Genomic DNA, 15,103 nt, shown 5'->3' with positions numbered 1-15,103 from the left:
CCCATCTCCAACGCCGCCGGCCGTCGTCTGGGCCCGCCGCAGGCCGGCAAGGGACTTTGACACTCGCCCTAGACCGATCGGGTACGACACGAGGCCCCACCGGGATCGTCCGGATGGGGCCTCGTCCCTGGGGAACAGGTCAGACGGTCAGGGTCCAGCTGGCGATGTAGCCGGTGTCCGCCGAGTAGACGTCACGCACCTGGAGCCGCCAGGTGCCGTCCGCGGCTTCGCCGGACAGGTTGACCGTGTACGTGGTGTTCACGTTGTCGGCGCTGTCCGAGCTGCTGCTGTTCTTCAGCCGGTACGAGCTGCCGTCCGGGGCGAGCAGGTCGATGACCAGGTCACCGCGGTAGGTGTGCACGATGTTCACCGCGACGGTGGAGGCCGACGAGGCGTTGCGGCCACAGCCGGAGATGGTGATCGAGCTGGTCACCGCCGCGCCGGCGTCCGGGATCGTCAGGGCGGCGCCGTTGGTGCCGGTGCAGCCGGTGGGCGGCGGGGTGGTGCCGCCGCTGCCCACGTAGAGCAACTGGTTCGGGGTGCCGGTGCCGACGTTGGTCACCACGTTCGGGGTGGAGTTGCTGACCAGGTTGTCCCGCACCTGCTGCGGGGTCCAGGACGGGTTCGCCGACAGCGCCAGCGCCGCCGCGCCGGCGACGTGCGGCGAGGCCATCGAGGTGCCGCTGATCGTGTTGGTCGCGGTGTTGCTGTTGTACCAGGCCGAAGTGATGTTGACGCCCGGCGCCAGGATGTCGACGCAGGTGCCGTAGTTGGAGAAGCTCGCTGCCGCGTCGTTGTTCTGCGTCGCACCCACCGTGATCGCGGAGGCCACCCGCGCCGGGGAGTAGTTGCAGGCGTTCTGGCGGACGCCGAGGCTGTTGCCATTGCCGGCCGCAACCGCATACGTGACGCCGGAGTTGATCGAGTTGCTGACGGCCGTGTCGAGCGAACTGTTGGCGCTACCACCGAGGCTCATGTTCGCCACGGCGGGCTTGATCGCGTTCTGGGTGACCCAGTCGACGCCGGCGATCACACCGGCGTTGGTGCCACTGCCGGAGCAGTTCAGCACCCGTACGCCGACCAGCTGGACGCCCTTGGCCACCCCGTACGTCGACCCTCCGACGGTCCCGGCCACGTGCGTGCCGTGCCCGTTGCAGTCGTCCGCCGATCCGCCGTCGACGGCGTCGTAGCCGGAGGTCGCCCGGCCTCCGAAGTCGTTGTGGGAGAAGCGGATGCCGGTGTCGATGATGTAGGCGTGCACGTTGCTCGCCGTGTTCGGGTAGGTGTAGGAGCTGTCCAGCGGCAGGTTGCGCTGGTCGATGCGGTCGAGGCCCCAGGACGGCGGGTTGGTCTGCGTTCCGGAGATGGACACGGTGTGGTTCTGCTCGACGTACGCGACGGCCGGGTCGGCGGCGATCCGTGCCGCTGCCGCCGCGTTGACGGTGACCTCGAAGCCCCGCAGCGCGGTGCCGTAGGTGCGGGCGACCTTTCCGCCGTGCCGGCCGGTCAGCCGTTGCGCGGTGTCGCCGACCCGGTTGGGCGCCACGGTGCTGTCCTTGAGGACGACGATGTAGCTGTCCGGCACGGCGGTCGCTCCGCCAGCCTCCCGTACGACGCCCACAGGTTCGGCGGCCAGAGCCGGGGCACCGACGGCCAGCACGGTCGCGGTGGCCACCCCGACCAGTACGGACCTGCGTGGAAGACCCATCTCCCTACCTCCCTCCGACCGGCGTCCAAGCGCGACCACCGGTACCACTGATCGACACTTGCCGATCTCGCTGAGAGTAGGTCGGCCGGCCCGACAGATAAACATGCCGAAACGTCCATCACCCGGATGGGATGCCCCCTACGGGCCCGGCTTCCGGGGCCAACGGGGGTCCGGCCCGGATTCGCCGCACCGCAGAAGGGGAAAGACTCTCCGACATGGAGAGTCAGCTCACCATCCTGTTGCCGGTCGCCGCCGTCTGGCTGGCCGCCGGGGTCCTGGCCGACCGACTGCCCCGGCTGCGCGACGCGCGTGCGCTTCGTCGGCGTACCGGATGGCTGCTGGCGCTCGCGCTGGCCGGCGTCGCGCTGATCGCGGCGGTGGCCATCGGCGGCTTGTCGAGCGCCGGCGACGCGCCGATCGACCGCGCCGCCGCCGGGATCACCCTCGCCGCCGGCCCGGCCCTCGTGGTGGCCGTGTGCTCGGTGCGTCGAATCCGCCGGCTGTGGGCCGGGGCGGGCGCGTTCGACACCGCGCCCGGCACGCCCGCCCCACACGGGCTGCGGGCCGCCGCGGCCCATCCCCTCGTCGGCGTGCCGTTGCAGGTCACCGCCCTGGCGACACTGCCGGCGGTGATCGCGGCGGCCGGCACGGATCTCGGCGCCGAGCCGGGGATCGCCGGCCCGGCGATCACCGTCGGCGCACTGGTGGTGGCGACCATCGGCGTCCGGCACGCGCTGCGGCACAACCGGCTCATCGAGCGGGCGCAGCCCACCGCCGCCGCGCGGTCAACGCGAGCGGCCGGCCCCCTGCACGTATAGGAGCTCCAGAATCGCCCGGGTCGCCTCGAACCAGCGGTCCAGCCAGCCGGGCGGTGGCACGCTGCCCTTCGGCGGCAGCTCCAGCAGCAGGCCACGCAGCAGCGGATGGTCGGCCAACGAACTGGTGGGCTCGATCGGCCAGCCGTCCGGCGGAAACGACGGCTCGACCAGCGGGTTGGGATCCAGTGACGGCAGCGAGAGCGGCGGGTCCATCGGCTCCTGGTCCGACACCTCCCGTCCGTCCAACTCCTGGTCGCTCGAGACCACCTCGGTCAGTACGGTGTCCCGACGCGCCCCGCGGTACTTGCCACCGAAGCGCTCCGGCTTGGCCGGACCGTTGGTGAGGTTCTCTGAACCGATCGTCGTCATCCGTCTCGCCTGCCTCGCTCGGTTGCGGGTCGGTGCGGCGGGTCGTCGACCAGGCCGTACCGACGGGTTCAACGACGCGGGCCCGCTGTGGCGACGGGAATCCCGGCGGAACCTGGGAGCGCGGGCGGGTCGCCGGGGTACGGGACACGGAACGTCCCCGCCCGGTCGAGGACCGGACGGGGACGTTCATCGACCACTCGGTCAGGCCGAGCCCAACACACCACCCCTGGCTCCGGCAACGAAGGCACGCCAGTCGCCGGGGGCGAAGACCAGGGCCGGACCGGCCTTGTCCTTCGAGTCCCGCACGCCGACCGCACCGGTCACGTACGCCACCTCCACGCAGTTGTCACAGTTGGGCCCGCTCTTCGAGCTCTTGAACCACGCCGCCTGCGTCAGGTCCACGGGGAACCTCTTGGTCGCCATTTCGGCTCCTCTGCCAGTTTTGCGATGTGTGCGACGGACTCCTCCGGACGAATGGCCGCAGCGCGGATGTGATCAAAGATGAAGCTGTACTTCTGCAGTTCGTCGCTCTTCTCGAGGAAGAGCCCACCCGTGGCGTTCTCCGCGTACACAACATCCGGATCACCGGGCTCAGGGAAGCTGAGGATCGTGAAGGTGCCGTCCATGCCGGCGTGCGCGCCCACCTCGAAGGGGAGGATCTGGAGCGTCACGTTCGGCAACTCGGCCACCTCGACCAACCGCCTGAGTTGGCCGCGCATCACCTCGTCCCCGCCCACCGGCCGACTTACCACCGCCTCATCGAGCACCACCCACAGATCGACCGGATCGTCCTGGGTCAACAACGACTGACGGCCCAGACGGACACGCACCCTTTGATGTACCTGATCGGCGGTGAAGTCCGGACGGGCGGCGCGGATCATCGCCCCGGCGTACTCCTCGGTCTCCAACAGGCCGGGGACGACCTGCTGTTCGTACGCCCGGATGGAGCTGGCTGCCGCCTCCAGTCCGACGTACGCCCCGACCAGCACCGTGCTGTACGGGTGCCACCAGCCCTTCTGCCGCGCCTCCCGGGCGATCTGCACGAGTTCGTCGCTCTCGGCGCCCACGACGCCGTAGATCCGCAGCATGTCCCGCACGTCGCGCGGGGTGGCCGTGGTGTGCCCCGTCTCGATTCGGGAGACCTTGGACGCCGAGCACTCCAACTGCTCGGCCACCACCTCGATGGTGATCCCCGCCGACTCCCGCTGCCGGCGCAGCTCGGCGCCGAGCCGTCGCCGTCTGATCGTCGGGCTGCGCCGTTCACTCATCGCGCGGCCTCGGCACTTCTGGCTCTCGCCGCTGGTTGCTCGACCCCACTCTCGGGCTACCTCCGGTCGACGCGCCCACTGGTTGCCGCTTGCCGGGGGCGCGACCGACGACCGGCGAGCGTTCGCGACGAGGGGTGTTGCCGGTCATCGGCCGGCCGCGACGGGCGAAACCGGCCCCCAGTGTGCCGCCCACACGCGGATCGCTTCAAGCGCCGCTTTGCGTGGCGAACTCACGTATCGGCAAAAGTCGACGTGCAACTTGCATGAAGCACGTCGCTGATGCACTCTGTCCGTATGGCACGGATCACTCAGCGTTCTGGTCCGCTTCCCGGGAGTGGTGAACCCACCGACCCCGGGCAGCCGGACGGGCCGCGGACCGGGCCAGCGACACCCGGACCTGCGCCGGGGTAATGACCCCACCGCTGCAAGTCAGCTGACTGCGGCGGTGGGCGCGGTTCCCGGCAGCAGTCAGGTGATGGTCGGGTGGCGGCACGCCACCAGCGGGTACGGCCCGACCACCACCAGCACCAGACGGTCCACGAGGCGCGATCCCGCAACCGGGCCGAGACATCCCAGACCAGTCACCCGCCGGCGCCCGCCGGCTTACCCTCCCCAGGAGCCCATGTGCTTCCCCGCTCCGGTGACGTTCTGCACGTGACTCGCGCGGCGAGTGTCCAGTTCCTCAGGCCGATCATGTTCCGGGTGATCCGGGTGCTCGACTGGCCGACCTACGACGGTTGGCTCTGGCTCGACGGCTACGAGCTCAACGCCGCCGGCGACGCCGTCAACCGCCGGTCGATCTTCGTACAGCGGGAAGGGCTGCAACAGGTGCAGGCCGCGCCGGTGCCCCGCCCGCACACCGTACGGACCCGGCGACCGGTTGCCCGTACGCCGGTCAGAGTCAGCTGACCAGCGCGATCCGCCGCGGGTAGGCGTGCCGTCGCCATAGAATCGGTACGCCCACCCCGGCACCGTTCCACCCGCACGTCCAGGGCCCTGAGCCTGGGATGGTCATGGTCAATCAGCCCGCCGTGCGGCGGCACCACCGCTGGAGTATCACCTACGCTCTCGGACTGCTCGCCCTCCTCGGGGCCCTGACCACCGTCGTGGTCCTGGTCCACGATCCGGCGTCGTCGTCCACCCGGCTGGCCGCTCCGGTGCCAGCACCGGAGATCACCGTGGCCGGCTCCGACCCACCCGTGGACGAGTACGGCTGGATCGGCGTCGACACCCCCGACGGGTACGCCGGGGCGGCCGAGACGACCGGCCCGGCCACCGGTTCCGGCGCCGGCGGTCAGGCCGATGGCCACCAGGAACTCGCCGAGACGACGTCGGGCGGCCACGACGCCACCGACGTACGCCGGTCGCTCTTCTGGTCCGGGATCTTCGGCCTCACTATCTCGCTCGCCGGCCTCGGCCTCGTCGGCACCCGCCGCCGGATGTGGTGAGCACCGGTCACGGCGTGGCCGTCGCCGTCGGGCTCAGGCTGGTCGAGCTGCCACCCGGCGACGGCCGGGCCTGTGAGATCACCACCAGTACCTCCCGGTCGGTCGGCACCAGAGTGCCGGCCCCCGGATCGGTCCGCACCACCGTGCCCGGTGGCAGCTCGGACGGGCGGTACACCACCCGGTAGCTCAGGCCCAGCCGGTCCAGCAAACCTTCGGCGGTCGACTGCGAGAGGCCGGTCAGCGGCGGCACCGGAATCTGTGCCCCCTCGGTGGTGGGCGCCGGGCTGCTCGGCGTCGCACTCGTGGGCGCCGCCGACGTCGGGGCGCTGCTGCTCGGCGCGGCGGTGACGCTGGTCGGCGGAACGGACGGCGTGGCCGGCTCGTCGGGATCGTCGTCCCGCGCGCTCAACACCACCCACAGGGCCGCACCGAGCAGTGCGGCGAACAACAACGCGAGTACGCCCCAGAGGATCGGCAGCCACCACGGGCGGCCGCCCTGCTCCTCCGCGTACCAGTCCGCCGAGGGCTCGGCCGGTCGAGGTGCCCGTACCTCGGCCCGCCCCGACCACGACGGTGGCGTCGAGCGCTCCGCGGGCATCCGAGCCGTCCGGTCACCCGCAGACGCCGCCGCGGCCCGGTCGATCGGCATCGTCTCGTCCGGCGGGGCACCACCGCCCGCCGCGGCCCGGTCGATCGGCATCGTCTCGTCCGGCGAGGGGGTGGGTGGCGAGGGCTGTGGGCGGTCGCTGCGGGCCGGTGGCAGCGGGCGCGTCCGGTCGTCGTCGGGTGTCCCGGCGGGCGGCTCCTGGCGGTCGTCGCTCATCGCACGTCCTTTCCCGAACCCGGGCGGGCGCCCTGGCCCTCGACGTCAACCTAACCGCCCCGGTCGACATCGGCCGGCATCGGTGGCACGTACCGCGCGCCGCCGGCGGGTCGGGACAGGTCAGGTCAGGTCAGGTCAGGGGGTGGGCTTCGCGGTCGGCTGGGTCGGTGGGGCCGCCGCGCCGCACCAGATGCCGACCTCGTCGTTCCAGCGGGCCGGGCCGTCCTCGGCCGGTTCCTGCCGAGTGACCTTTCCGCTGCGCCCGCTGCGGTAACTCGGGTAGAGCCCCTCGTCGACCAACTCCTCCGCTGCCTTGGCGCAGTCGTCGCCGACCACATCCGGTACCTCGGCGGCGGGCGGTGGCCCGGCGATCTGCAGTTGAACCGTGGTGCCCCGGGTCACCGGCGTGCCGACGGCCGGCGAGGCGCTCTCCACCGTGCGTCCGATGCCGGCGCCGAAGACCAGACGCCACCCCAACCGCTCTTTGCGCAGCATGTCGCGCGCCTGCACGAAGTCGCTCCCGACGACCGGGGGTACGGTCAACCCGGTCCCCTTCGTCGCGGAAGCGGTCGTCCGGGGAGCGGACGGGGTGGTCCGGCCGGTGGTCGGCCGAGACGAGGTGGCCTCGTCGGTCGGCGTACCGGCCGTCGTGGCGACCGCCTGCGGATTCACCGGCGTTTCGTCGTCGTCGCCGGCCAGCAGCCAACCCCCGGTCGCGCCGACCACGGCGAGGAGCACCGCGACCAGTCCGCCACCGAGCACCACACCGGCCCGGCTTCCACCGCCGCCGTCCTGGCCGCCGGAGGAATCCTGCCGACCCGTGTTCGCGTCCGTCATACCGTCCACCGCCTCATCACCGGCGACCGTACCGTTCGCCGCCCATCACGTTGTGCCGACGGTCCGTACCGGCGGGTCACTGCGACTCGCCGCACCGACGACGGGACGTTACGCTGCCCGGCATGGCCAGACGGGGCTGGGGAGTATCGATCGCGACGGCGGTCGGGGTCGCTGCCGGCGCGGGCGCCGCGCAACTGGGCTTCGGCTACGGGCTCGGCGTCATCACCTGGACGCCCACCGAAGCCGGGGCGAACGGCACTGCCTGGGCCGACGGGCTCGCCTGGGCGACCTGGCTCGCCGCCAGCTCCACTGTGCTGGGAGCGGTCTGCGCCCAGCGACTGCACCAGCGTGCCGCCCCCACGGCGACGACCGGAGCCCCGGCCGCCGGCGCGGTGGCGGACGAGGCGGACCTGCCGCGGTCGCCGGCTCTCACGCCTGACCCGGCGATCCGCGCCGAGGGCACCGACGCGGCGCAGGACCGGCAAGGGATCGGGCGGGCGGAACGGGTGCCCGACGAGCGCGGCGGCCTGCTCCGCCGGCTGTCCCTGGCGCTCGGCGCCGGGCTCGGTGGACTGGTCACCGTACTGCTGGTCGCCGTACCGGCCCGGGTCGCCGCGGGCGCCGACACCGGCGCACCGCAGCGGGTCGCGGCCCTGCACGCGGCGCTGGGGATCCTGATCGGTGTCATCGTCGCGCTCTGGGCGCTGCGGTCCCGCACGGTCGCGGTGAACATCACCGCGACGGCCGCCTGGCTGTGGCTGCTCGCGGTGGTCTCGGTCATCGACGGTGTACGCGTCGGACGCGGGCTGACCGGCGCCCAACTCGGCACCTGGCAGCTCGACCCGGATCACGGGCGGTACTGGATCGGAGGCCAGATCTACTGGCCCGGCGCGCTCCTGGCGCTCGTACCCGCGCTCCTGATCGGCGCCTTGGCCGCCCGTGGCGCCGTGCGGCCGGGCGGACACCGCGTGGGCGCGGCGGCCTCCGGCGCGGCCGGCCCGCTGCTCGTCGCGCTCGCCTACCTGACCACCGTGCCGCGGTGGGCGGCCCCCGGCCCGGCACAGTTCTCGACCCAGCTCATCGCCCCGTACGCGGTGATCGCCGGTGTCGCCGGTTCGATACTGGTCGCCCGGCTCGCCGAGAGGGCGAGCCGCCAACGCGCCGACGACCGCCGAGGGACCGTCCCGGCCGTCGAACCCGAACCGGACCCGGCCCCGGCGGGTGCGGACGCGGCCTCGGCGGGTCCGGACGCGGCCTCGGCGGGTCCGGCAGCCCGGCGTCTGCTGACGTCGACCGGTCGGGGCGGCGCGGCGTCGCGCGACCCGTCCGAGGGACGTGCACCGGCGTCGACCCCACGCGAAGGCTCACCCGACCCGTCGTCGACCGATTCGGCGGATTCGACCCGGACCGAAGGGCTCGACCCGACGTCGGGCGGGACCCGCGCGCCGACGGGCGCGGCGGACGGCACCCGGCCCGGGCGTCGGGCCCGCTCGGTGACCGACGCGGCGACCGGCTCGGCAACCGGCTCGGCAACCCGACGCGGCAGGACCGCCGCCACACCGACGAACCCGGAGACCCAACCGGCCGAGACGCCCACGACCCCACCCCGCGTCCCGACCCAACGCCCCGACCCCGACGCCGAATCCCCAACCGAGTCCCCGACCTCCCACCGCGCGCGCCCACCCCGCCGCCCCACCACCTGATCCCCACCCCGCGCCGCCCCACCTGACCCCACCACGCCGCGCCGATCATGAAGTTATTGCCGCGACTCGCCGAGGCGGCTGGCAATAACTTCATGATCGACAGGGTGGAGGGTCCGGCGAGAGGGCCGGATGGGTGGGTGGGTGGGTGGGTGGGTGGGTTGGGGTTACTGGACGGGCCAGGTGTGGACTGGTTCGTTGGTGCGCTGGAGTTCCGCGTAGCGCTTGACCATGTGGTGCAGGGCTGCCGGACGGTCCATGCCGTGCTGGCGTTCCGCAGCCCAGACCGTCTCGGTCTGCCAGACGGAGCCATTGCGGCCGGTACGGCAGCGCGCCTCGATGATGCCGAGCAGCCGGTCCCGCTGCGCCGGCGCGACGCCGAAGCCGTCCAGCCCGGTCGCGGCGACGGGCAGCAACTGATCCAGTACGAGCTTGGAGACCGGCACGTCACCGACCCGGGGCCAGTGCAGCACGGCGTCCAGACCACGGCGCGCCGCCGAGTGGAAGTTCTCCTCCGCGGAGGAGAAGGTGAGCTGACTCCAGATCGGTCGGTCGGCCTCGGCCAGACCACGGACCAGCCCGAAGTAGAAGGCCGCGTTGGCCAGCATGTCCACCACGGTGGGGCCGGCGGGCAGCACGCGGTTCTCCACCCGCAGGTGCGGACGGCCGTTCATGATGTCGTAGACCGGGCGGTTCCAGCGGTAGACCGTGCCGTTGTGCAGCCGCAGTTCGCTCAGTTGGGGCACTCCGCCGGCGTGCAGCACCTCCACCGGGTCCTCGTCCTCGCAGATGGGCAGCAGTGGCGGGAAGTACCGGACGTTCTCCTCGAACAGATCGAAGATCGAGGTGATCCACCGCTCGCCGAACCAGACCCGAGGGCGTACGCCCTGAGCCTTGAGTTCCTCCGGACGGGTGTCGGTGGCCTGCTTGAACAGGGCGATCCGGGTCTCGGCCCAGAGTTGGCGGCCGTACAGGAAGGGCGAGTTGGCGCCGACCGCCACCTGCACTCCGGCGATGGCCTGGGACGCGTTCCAGTAGTCGGCGAAGCTGTCCGGCGCGACCTGGAGGTGGAACTGGAGACTCGTGCAGGCCGCCTCGGGGGCGATCGAGTCGGTGTGTGTCCGCAACTGCTCGACGCCACGGATGTCGAGCTCGATGGCCTCGCCGCGGGCGCCGACGATCTGGTCGTTGAGGACCCGGTAGCGCTCGTTGGTGGAGAGGTTGTCCTCCACCAGGTGTCCCTCGGTGAGGGTGGGCAGGATGCCGACCAGGACGATCTTAGCGTCGGACTTGGCGGCGCGCTCGTCGGCCCGGGAGAGGCTGCTGCGCAGGTCGTGTTCGTAGTCGGCGAAACCGGCGCCCTCGATCAGCCGGGGCTCGGCGTTCAACTCCAGGTTGAACTGCCCCAGCTCGGTCTGGAAGAGCGGGTCGGCGATCTCGGCGAGGATCTCCTCGTTGCGCATCGCCGGCTCGGCCGCCGAGTCGACCAGGTTCAACTCGATCTCCAGACCGGTCATCGGCCGGTCGGCGTCGAACCCGAAGTCGTCGAGCATCAGGGCGAAGACGTCGAGGCACCGCCGGACCTTCTGCCGGTAGCGGACGCGGTCCTCCCGGGTGAAGGCGCCCTGCGAGACGTCCCTGCCCATGTGTCCTCCCGACAACCGGCGCGGTCGGGATTCTGCCGTCCCGGAAGCGCATTGTGAACCACCAACGGTAAGAGCGTTCGCCTGGCCGGGGCCAGAGGCCGACGACGGTGATCCGACGTCGGCCGAGCGATTCGCCCGTGGCGCCATCTCTACCCCGTCGCCCGCACGCCGGACCCCACGGGGCCAAGAACAAGTCGTGACAATTCACACGCGCTCGGCACCGACGACGCCGGGCCCGCGCCGACGTGCGGCGCGGGCCCGGCATACGGGTGGTCCGGGGATCAGGCCTGGCGGACGGCCTCGCCCTCGATCTCGATCTTGATCTTCTTGCCGACCAGCACGCCACCGGTCTCCAGGGCGACGTTCCAGGTCAGGCCGAACTCCTCGCGGTCGATCTCGGTGCTCGCGGAGAAGCCGAAGATGTCCTGGCCGAACGGGCTGCGACCAACACCCTCGAACTCGACCTCCAGCTCGACCGGACGGGTGACGCCCTTGACGGTCAGCTCACCGTCGAGCACGAACTCGTTGCCGCTGCGGGACTTGACGCCGGTGCTGCGGAACTCCAGGGTCGGGTACTGCTCCGCGTCCAGGAACTCGGGGCTGCGCAGGTGCGCGTCCCGGTCGCCCTGGGTGGTGTCGATGCTGGCGGCCTGGATGGTCGCGACGACCGACGACTGCAGCGGGTCCTCGGTGACGGTGATGGTGGCGGTCGCCTCGTTGAACTCACCGCGGACCTTGCTCACCATCATGTGCCGGGCGACGAAGCCGACCCGCTTGTGCGCCGCGTCCAGCACGTAGGTGCCGGCCGCCGGGATGGTGAGACCGTCCCAGTCGCGGGTAACCGCATCGATGCTGCTGGTCATGGCTGGTGTCCTCCAGAGGATTGTTTAGTAGTCCAACGACTGCTTTGACAAATATAAGCGCAGCAACATTCCCCGTGTCAAGGACTGGTAGGATTAACGAGTGACCAACGTGTTCGACGACCCCCGGATCACCGCGGTTGGCCTCCTGTACGAGGCCCACGCCGGGCTCTCGGCCCGGTTCGCCGCCCAACTCGAGGAACACGGCCTCTCCCAGGTCGAGTTCGAGGTGATCACCCGACTGGCCCGCTCGCCTGGCAACCAGCTACGGATGACCGACCTCGCCGCACAGACCTCGCTGTCCACCAGTGGGGTGACCCGCGTGGTGGACCGGATGGAGCGCGACGGACTGCTCACCCGTCGAGCATGCCCGAACGACCGCCGCAGCTCGTACGCGGTGGTCACCGCGTCCGGAATGCAGCGGCTCGACGAGACTCTGCCCGGGCACCTGCGGATCATCGAACAGTGGTTCACCGGCCAACTCGACCCCGAGGCCCTGGCGGCACTGCTCGACGGTCTGCGGCGGGTGCGGGACGCGGTCCATCCCGGCGCGACCGCCGGCAGCACCGAGCAGGAGATGGCCGACGACTGCGGCCCGGCCTGACGTCAGGCGTCGGAAAGGGCGTCTGGGCGGTACCGGCAGAAAGACCGGCAGAACTCACCCCACGGACCGGACAAACCTCTTGAAAAACACCTTCTTCCCCGGCAACGGTGGCAGGCTTTCGCCCACCGGGGAATCACCGGGGGGTGACGGCGCGGGCGAACAGCGAGGGGTAGCACCAAGGGGGCTCTTCGCCCGCGCCACTCTCCACCCGGCGGCCCGTCGACGCCGACCGGCCCCCGCTCACCGCCCGGTGGCTGCACCCCGCGCGGCGATCAGCGCGTAGAGCAGTCCGGACTCCTGCGGCAGCAACCGGATCCCGGTGTCCTCGCAGACCTGGTCGAGACGATCGAGGACGGTCGGATCTCCGGTACTCGCGGCGAGGCCCACCAGCGCCTCCACCACGTCCCGGCGATCGTGTCCGGCCGCGACGGCGGCCGCGAACCATTCGGCCGCCAACTCCCGGTCGCCCCGGTGCAGCGCCAGGTTCCCCTCGATCAGCGCGCAGATCCCGGCCTCCGGTCCGCTCCAGGACAACACCGTGTCGTCCGAGCGTGGTCTCGGCAGTCCGACCCGCTCCATCCACTGTCGCCCCGGCACGGCGACGGTCGCCTCGGCGCCGCCCGCGCGCAGTTCGGTGAGCACCTCGGTCGCCTCCGTCGCACGGCCGTCCTGAGCGAGGGCCAGACCGACCGTGCCCAGCACCCTACGGCGATGTCCGGGGTCGCCCAGCTCGACGAGCGCCGCCACCGCCCGCCGCCCCTGGTCGACGGCGTCCGCGTACCGGCCCTCGAGGCGGGACACCTCGGCCCGGTTGGCCCAGGCCAGCACGCGCAACCGCTGCTCGCCCCCCTCGGCCGCGAGCCGATCCACGGCGGCCAGCCGTCGGCGTGCCGCCGCCAGGTCGCCGACACGGATCTCGTGCCAGGCGAGGCTGTTCTGCGCCACGGCGAGATCACGCGTACGACCGTTGCGGGCGGCGAGCCGGAGCACCGCATCCGCCTGTTCCCGCGCCTCGTCGTGCCCGCCGACCCCGGTCAGCAGAGCGCCGAGCACGCTGCGCGCCTCCAACTCCCCGGTCACGTCGCCGGCCTGTCGGAAGATCTCCAACGCGGCGCGTGCGGTGGGCAACTCCTCGGCCTCGGCACCATGTTCGGCGGCGAGCCGGGCCACCCCGAGGCTGGCCCAGCCGCGCAGGATCGGGTCCGCGTCGGCGGTTCGCGGGTCGGCCAGCAGACGTCGCAGCCACTGCCGGCCGGCGACGTCCCGCCCCCGGAAGCGCCACCAGCGGGGGAGACAGGCGGCGAGCCGGAGCGCGGTCAGCGGGTCGTCGGTGGCCGCATGGCCGAGCGCGGAGCTGATGTCGCTGCTCACCTCGTCCAGCCGGTGCACCGCGTCGAGCATTCGTGGGCCGGCCAGTTCGGCGGCGGTCCGTGCCACGAGGCGGGCGGTCACCTCCGCGTGCCGACGTCGTACGCAGGTCAGCTCACCACCGCCGACCGCCTGCTCCACGGCGAAGTCACGGACCGCGTCGAGCAGGCGGAACCGGAACGGGCCGGTGCCGCGAACGCTCAGCAGGCCCAGCTCGACCAGGCGGTCCAGCAGCGGCACCGGATCGATGGCGACGGTGCCGTCCCGGTCGGCCTCGTCGGCGAGCATCTCCTCGGCCATCTCCACCGACCACCGGTTGCCGAACATGGCGAGTCGCCGCAGCGCGTCGCGCTCGTGGGACGCGAGCAGGCGGTAGCTGGTCGCCACCGCGTCCCGCAGGGTCACCGCCACCGCAGCCCGGGTGGCATCGGTGGCGTACGGACGGCGGGCTGGCGTCTCCGGCCCGTCCCACCGGGCACGGGCCGGGTCGGTCGAGGTGGTCAGGTCGAGCACGCGGTCGCCGTACCGGTCGAGCAGTTCGGTGAGGTCGAGCAGCCGGCCCCGGGCGGCCATCAGTTCGATGGCCAGGGGCAGGCCACCCAGCCGGCGGACCAGAGCGGCCAGTGCCGGTAGTTCCTCGGGGCTGGGCGGTTCCCGTCGGACCTGGGCGAGCCGTGCGGTGAACAGCGCGACCGCGGGCCACGAGACGAGCGTGGCAGGGCCGGAGTGTTCGCCGTCCGGCGGCGGCACCTCGAGCGGGGCGACCGGCCAGACCCGTTCACCGGGCAGCCCGACCGGGTGCCGGCCGGTGACCAGCACCCGCAGCGACGGCAGTACGGTGCCCAGCCGGTGCAGTGTCTCGGCCACCGGGCCGGGGGCCCGCTCGACGGCGTCCATGACCAGCAACGCCCGCCGGCCGGCGAGGCGGGCGACCAGTTCCGGTAACCGGGCGGCGCCGAGGACGGTCATCGAGGCCGCGAGGACGTCCGGCCCGTCCGAGCCCTCGCCGACCAGGACGCCGGCCACACCGCCCGGATGCGCCCGTGCCGCCGCGTGGGCCACGGCGAGCGCGAGCGCGGTCTTGCCGACACCGGCCAGGCCGACGAGGCTGACCAGCCGTGGTCCGTTCTCCGCGGTCAGCATCGCCGCCAACTCGGTGACATCGCGGTCCCGTCCGATCAGGGCGACCGGGGGCGGGAGGGCGACCGGCGCGTCGGCGTGGATGGCTTGCGCCGACGCGACCCCGACCGTGCCCGGGCCGACATCCGACGACGGCTCTCCGCCGACGGCGCCACGGGCCGTGGCCAGGAATGCCGCCCGGACGGCACCGGTCAACCCCAACGCCGTGGCGAGCAGATCGACGGTGGTGCGCTGCGGCCGGACCGACCGGCCGCGCTCCAGGTCCCGCACCGTCCGTACACCGACTCGGGCGCGGGACGCCAGTTCCGCCTGGGTCAGACCGGCGGCGCGCCGGTGCGCACGGAGCAGCTCCGGCAGCCCGGTACGACCGGCCGGGCTCCGCGACCGTCCATGATCCGGAGTCATGGGCACGAAGAGTACGGTTCGCCTCCGACCATCGGCAGTCGAACGTCGTGCTGCCGACGTCCGCCCGCCGATAATCCGACAGCCGATCGGTTGGTCGAGGGGAACGGTC

The 15,103-nt window shown here is 72.2% G+C and carries 14 protein-coding genes; 5 read left to right on the top strand and 9 right to left on the bottom strand.

Going from position 1 to position 15,103, the window contains the following annotated elements:
• Positions 1 to 139 precede the first annotated feature (139 nt).
• Positions 140 to 1,708 carry a S8 family peptidase gene (locus ACQPZK_RS00305; RefSeq protein WP_433536365.1) on the bottom strand — a complete coding sequence of 523 codons (1,569 nt, stop codon included), beginning with the start codon at positions 1,706 to 1,708 and terminating at the stop codon, positions 140 to 142.
• Between the two features lie 215 nt (positions 1,709 to 1,923).
• On the opposite strand from ACQPZK_RS00305, the gene ACQPZK_RS00300 reads away from it, so the two are divergent.
• Positions 1,924 to 2,526, top strand: a complete 603-nt coding sequence (locus ACQPZK_RS00300; protein WP_433536364.1) for a hypothetical protein — start codon at positions 1,924 to 1,926, stop codon at positions 2,524 to 2,526.
• Here ACQPZK_RS00300 and ACQPZK_RS00295 read toward each other — a convergent pair.
• The 3 genes from ACQPZK_RS00295 to ACQPZK_RS00285 form a co-directional block, all read right to left on the bottom strand.
• Positions 2,494 to 2,895, bottom strand: coding sequence for a hypothetical protein (locus tag ACQPZK_RS00295; protein WP_433536363.1), 402 nt, complete (start codon positions 2,893 to 2,895; stop codon positions 2,494 to 2,496). The genes ACQPZK_RS00300 and ACQPZK_RS00295 overlap by 33 nt on opposite strands.
• Positions 2,896 to 3,096: 201 nt before the next feature.
• Positions 3,097 to 3,318, bottom strand: a complete 222-nt coding sequence (locus tag ACQPZK_RS00290) for a DUF397 domain-containing protein (protein WP_433536362.1) — start codon at positions 3,316 to 3,318, stop codon at positions 3,097 to 3,099.
• On the bottom strand, positions 3,288 to 4,163 hold the full coding sequence (locus tag ACQPZK_RS00285; protein WP_234584497.1) for a helix-turn-helix domain-containing protein: 876 nt from the start codon (positions 4,161 to 4,163) through the stop codon (positions 3,288 to 3,290). Before ACQPZK_RS00285 ends, ACQPZK_RS00290 begins: the two co-directional genes overlap by 31 nt.
• Before the next feature lie 624 nt (positions 4,164 to 4,787).
• On the opposite strand from ACQPZK_RS00285, the gene ACQPZK_RS00280 reads away from it, so the two are divergent.
• Together ACQPZK_RS00280 and ACQPZK_RS00275 are read left to right on the top strand one after the other, a co-directional pair.
• Complete coding sequence (locus tag ACQPZK_RS00280; protein ID WP_433536361.1) at positions 4,788 to 5,072, top strand: hypothetical protein; 285 nt, start codon at positions 4,788 to 4,790, stop codon at positions 5,070 to 5,072.
• Positions 5,073 to 5,170: 98 nt separating this feature from the next.
• A complete protein-coding gene (locus ACQPZK_RS00275) occupies positions 5,171 to 5,611 on the top strand; it encodes a hypothetical protein (RefSeq protein ID WP_433536360.1) in 441 nt (146 codons plus the stop codon).
• Between the two features lie 7 nt (positions 5,612 to 5,618).
• Here ACQPZK_RS00275 and ACQPZK_RS00270 read toward each other — a convergent pair whose 3' ends face one another.
• Together ACQPZK_RS00270 and ACQPZK_RS00265 are read right to left on the bottom strand one after the other, a co-directional pair.
• Positions 5,619 to 6,434 (bottom strand): PASTA domain-containing protein, encoded by an 816-nt coding sequence (locus ACQPZK_RS00270; RefSeq protein WP_433536359.1) that lies wholly within the window; start codon positions 6,432 to 6,434, stop codon positions 5,619 to 5,621.
• 135 nt (positions 6,435 to 6,569) lie between these two features.
• A complete protein-coding gene (locus tag ACQPZK_RS00265; RefSeq protein WP_433536358.1) occupies positions 6,570 to 7,271 on the bottom strand; it encodes a PASTA domain-containing protein in 702 nt (233 codons plus the stop codon).
• Positions 7,272 to 7,393: 122 nt separating this feature from the next.
• On the opposite strand from ACQPZK_RS00265, the gene ACQPZK_RS00260 reads away from it, so the two are divergent.
• A complete protein-coding gene (locus ACQPZK_RS00260; protein ID WP_433536357.1) occupies positions 7,394 to 8,974 on the top strand; it encodes a hypothetical protein in 1,581 nt (526 codons plus the stop codon).
• Positions 8,975 to 9,138: 164 nt separating this feature from the next.
• On the opposite strand, the gene ACQPZK_RS00255 is transcribed toward ACQPZK_RS00260, so the two are convergent.
• Together ACQPZK_RS00255 and ACQPZK_RS00250 are read right to left on the bottom strand one after the other, a co-directional pair.
• Positions 9,139 to 10,617 (bottom strand): glutamate--cysteine ligase, encoded by a 1,479-nt coding sequence (locus tag ACQPZK_RS00255; protein WP_433536356.1) that lies wholly within the window; start codon positions 10,615 to 10,617, stop codon positions 9,139 to 9,141.
• A gap of 281 nt (positions 10,618 to 10,898) precedes the next feature.
• Entirely contained in the window at positions 10,899 to 11,480 is a 582-nt protein-coding gene (locus tag ACQPZK_RS00250; RefSeq protein WP_433536355.1) for a YceI family protein, read from the bottom strand.
• 100 nt (positions 11,481 to 11,580) lie between these two features.
• Between ACQPZK_RS00250 and ACQPZK_RS00245 the strand changes: the two genes are divergently transcribed.
• The gene (locus ACQPZK_RS00245; RefSeq protein ID WP_433536354.1) at positions 11,581 to 12,081 is read left to right on the top strand and encodes a MarR family winged helix-turn-helix transcriptional regulator; all 501 of its coding nucleotides are present in this window, start codon (positions 11,581 to 11,583) and stop codon (positions 12,079 to 12,081) included.
• A 240-nt stretch (positions 12,082 to 12,321) separates the two neighbouring features.
• Here ACQPZK_RS00245 and ACQPZK_RS00240 read toward each other — a convergent pair whose 3' ends face one another.
• On the bottom strand, positions 12,322 to 14,994 hold the full coding sequence (locus tag ACQPZK_RS00240) for an ATP-binding protein (RefSeq protein ID WP_433536353.1): 2,673 nt from the start codon (positions 14,992 to 14,994) through the stop codon (positions 12,322 to 12,324).
• Positions 14,995 to 15,103: the final 109 nt, after the last annotated feature.

It is taken from the genome of Micromonospora sp. CA-249363 (assembly GCF_050950185.1).
In the GTDB taxonomy this organism is placed as follows: domain Bacteria; phylum Actinomycetota; class Actinomycetes; order Mycobacteriales; family Micromonosporaceae; genus Micromonospora.
This window is presented reverse-complemented; position numbering and strand designations above follow the sequence as displayed.

Excerpts from the sequence above, each read along its gene's own strand:
- ACQPZK_RS00305 (WP_433536365.1), bottom strand. The coding sequence starts at position 1,708 with ATGGGTCTTCCACGCAGGTCCGTACTGGTCGGGGTGGCCACCGCGACC.
- ACQPZK_RS00300 (WP_433536364.1), top strand. The coding sequence starts at position 1,924 with ATGGAGAGTCAGCTCACCATCCTGTTGCCGGTCGCCGCCGTCTGGCTG.
- ACQPZK_RS00295 (WP_433536363.1), bottom strand. The coding sequence starts at position 2,895 with ATGACGACGATCGGTTCAGAGAACCTCACCAACGGTCCGGCCAAGCCG.
- ACQPZK_RS00290 (WP_433536362.1), bottom strand. The coding sequence starts at position 3,318 with ATGGCGACCAAGAGGTTCCCCGTGGACCTGACGCAGGCGGCGTGGTTC.
- ACQPZK_RS00285 (WP_234584497.1), bottom strand. The coding sequence starts at position 4,163 with ATGAGTGAACGGCGCAGCCCGACGATCAGACGGCGACGGCTCGGCGCC.
- ACQPZK_RS00275 (WP_433536360.1), top strand. The coding sequence starts at position 5,171 with ATGGTCATGGTCAATCAGCCCGCCGTGCGGCGGCACCACCGCTGGAGT.
- ACQPZK_RS00270 (WP_433536359.1), bottom strand. The coding sequence starts at position 6,434 with ATGAGCGACGACCGCCAGGAGCCGCCCGCCGGGACACCCGACGACGAC.
- ACQPZK_RS00265 (WP_433536358.1), bottom strand. The coding sequence starts at position 7,271 with ATGACGGACGCGAACACGGGTCGGCAGGATTCCTCCGGCGGCCAGGAC.
- ACQPZK_RS00260 (WP_433536357.1), top strand. The coding sequence starts at position 7,394 with ATGGCCAGACGGGGCTGGGGAGTATCGATCGCGACGGCGGTCGGGGTC.
- ACQPZK_RS00255 (WP_433536356.1), bottom strand. The coding sequence starts at position 10,617 with ATGGGCAGGGACGTCTCGCAGGGCGCCTTCACCCGGGAGGACCGCGTC.
- ACQPZK_RS00250 (WP_433536355.1), bottom strand. The coding sequence starts at position 11,480 with ATGACCAGCAGCATCGATGCGGTTACCCGCGACTGGGACGGTCTCACC.
- ACQPZK_RS00240 (WP_433536353.1), bottom strand. The coding sequence starts at position 14,994 with ATGACTCCGGATCATGGACGGTCGCGGAGCCCGGCCGGTCGTACCGGG.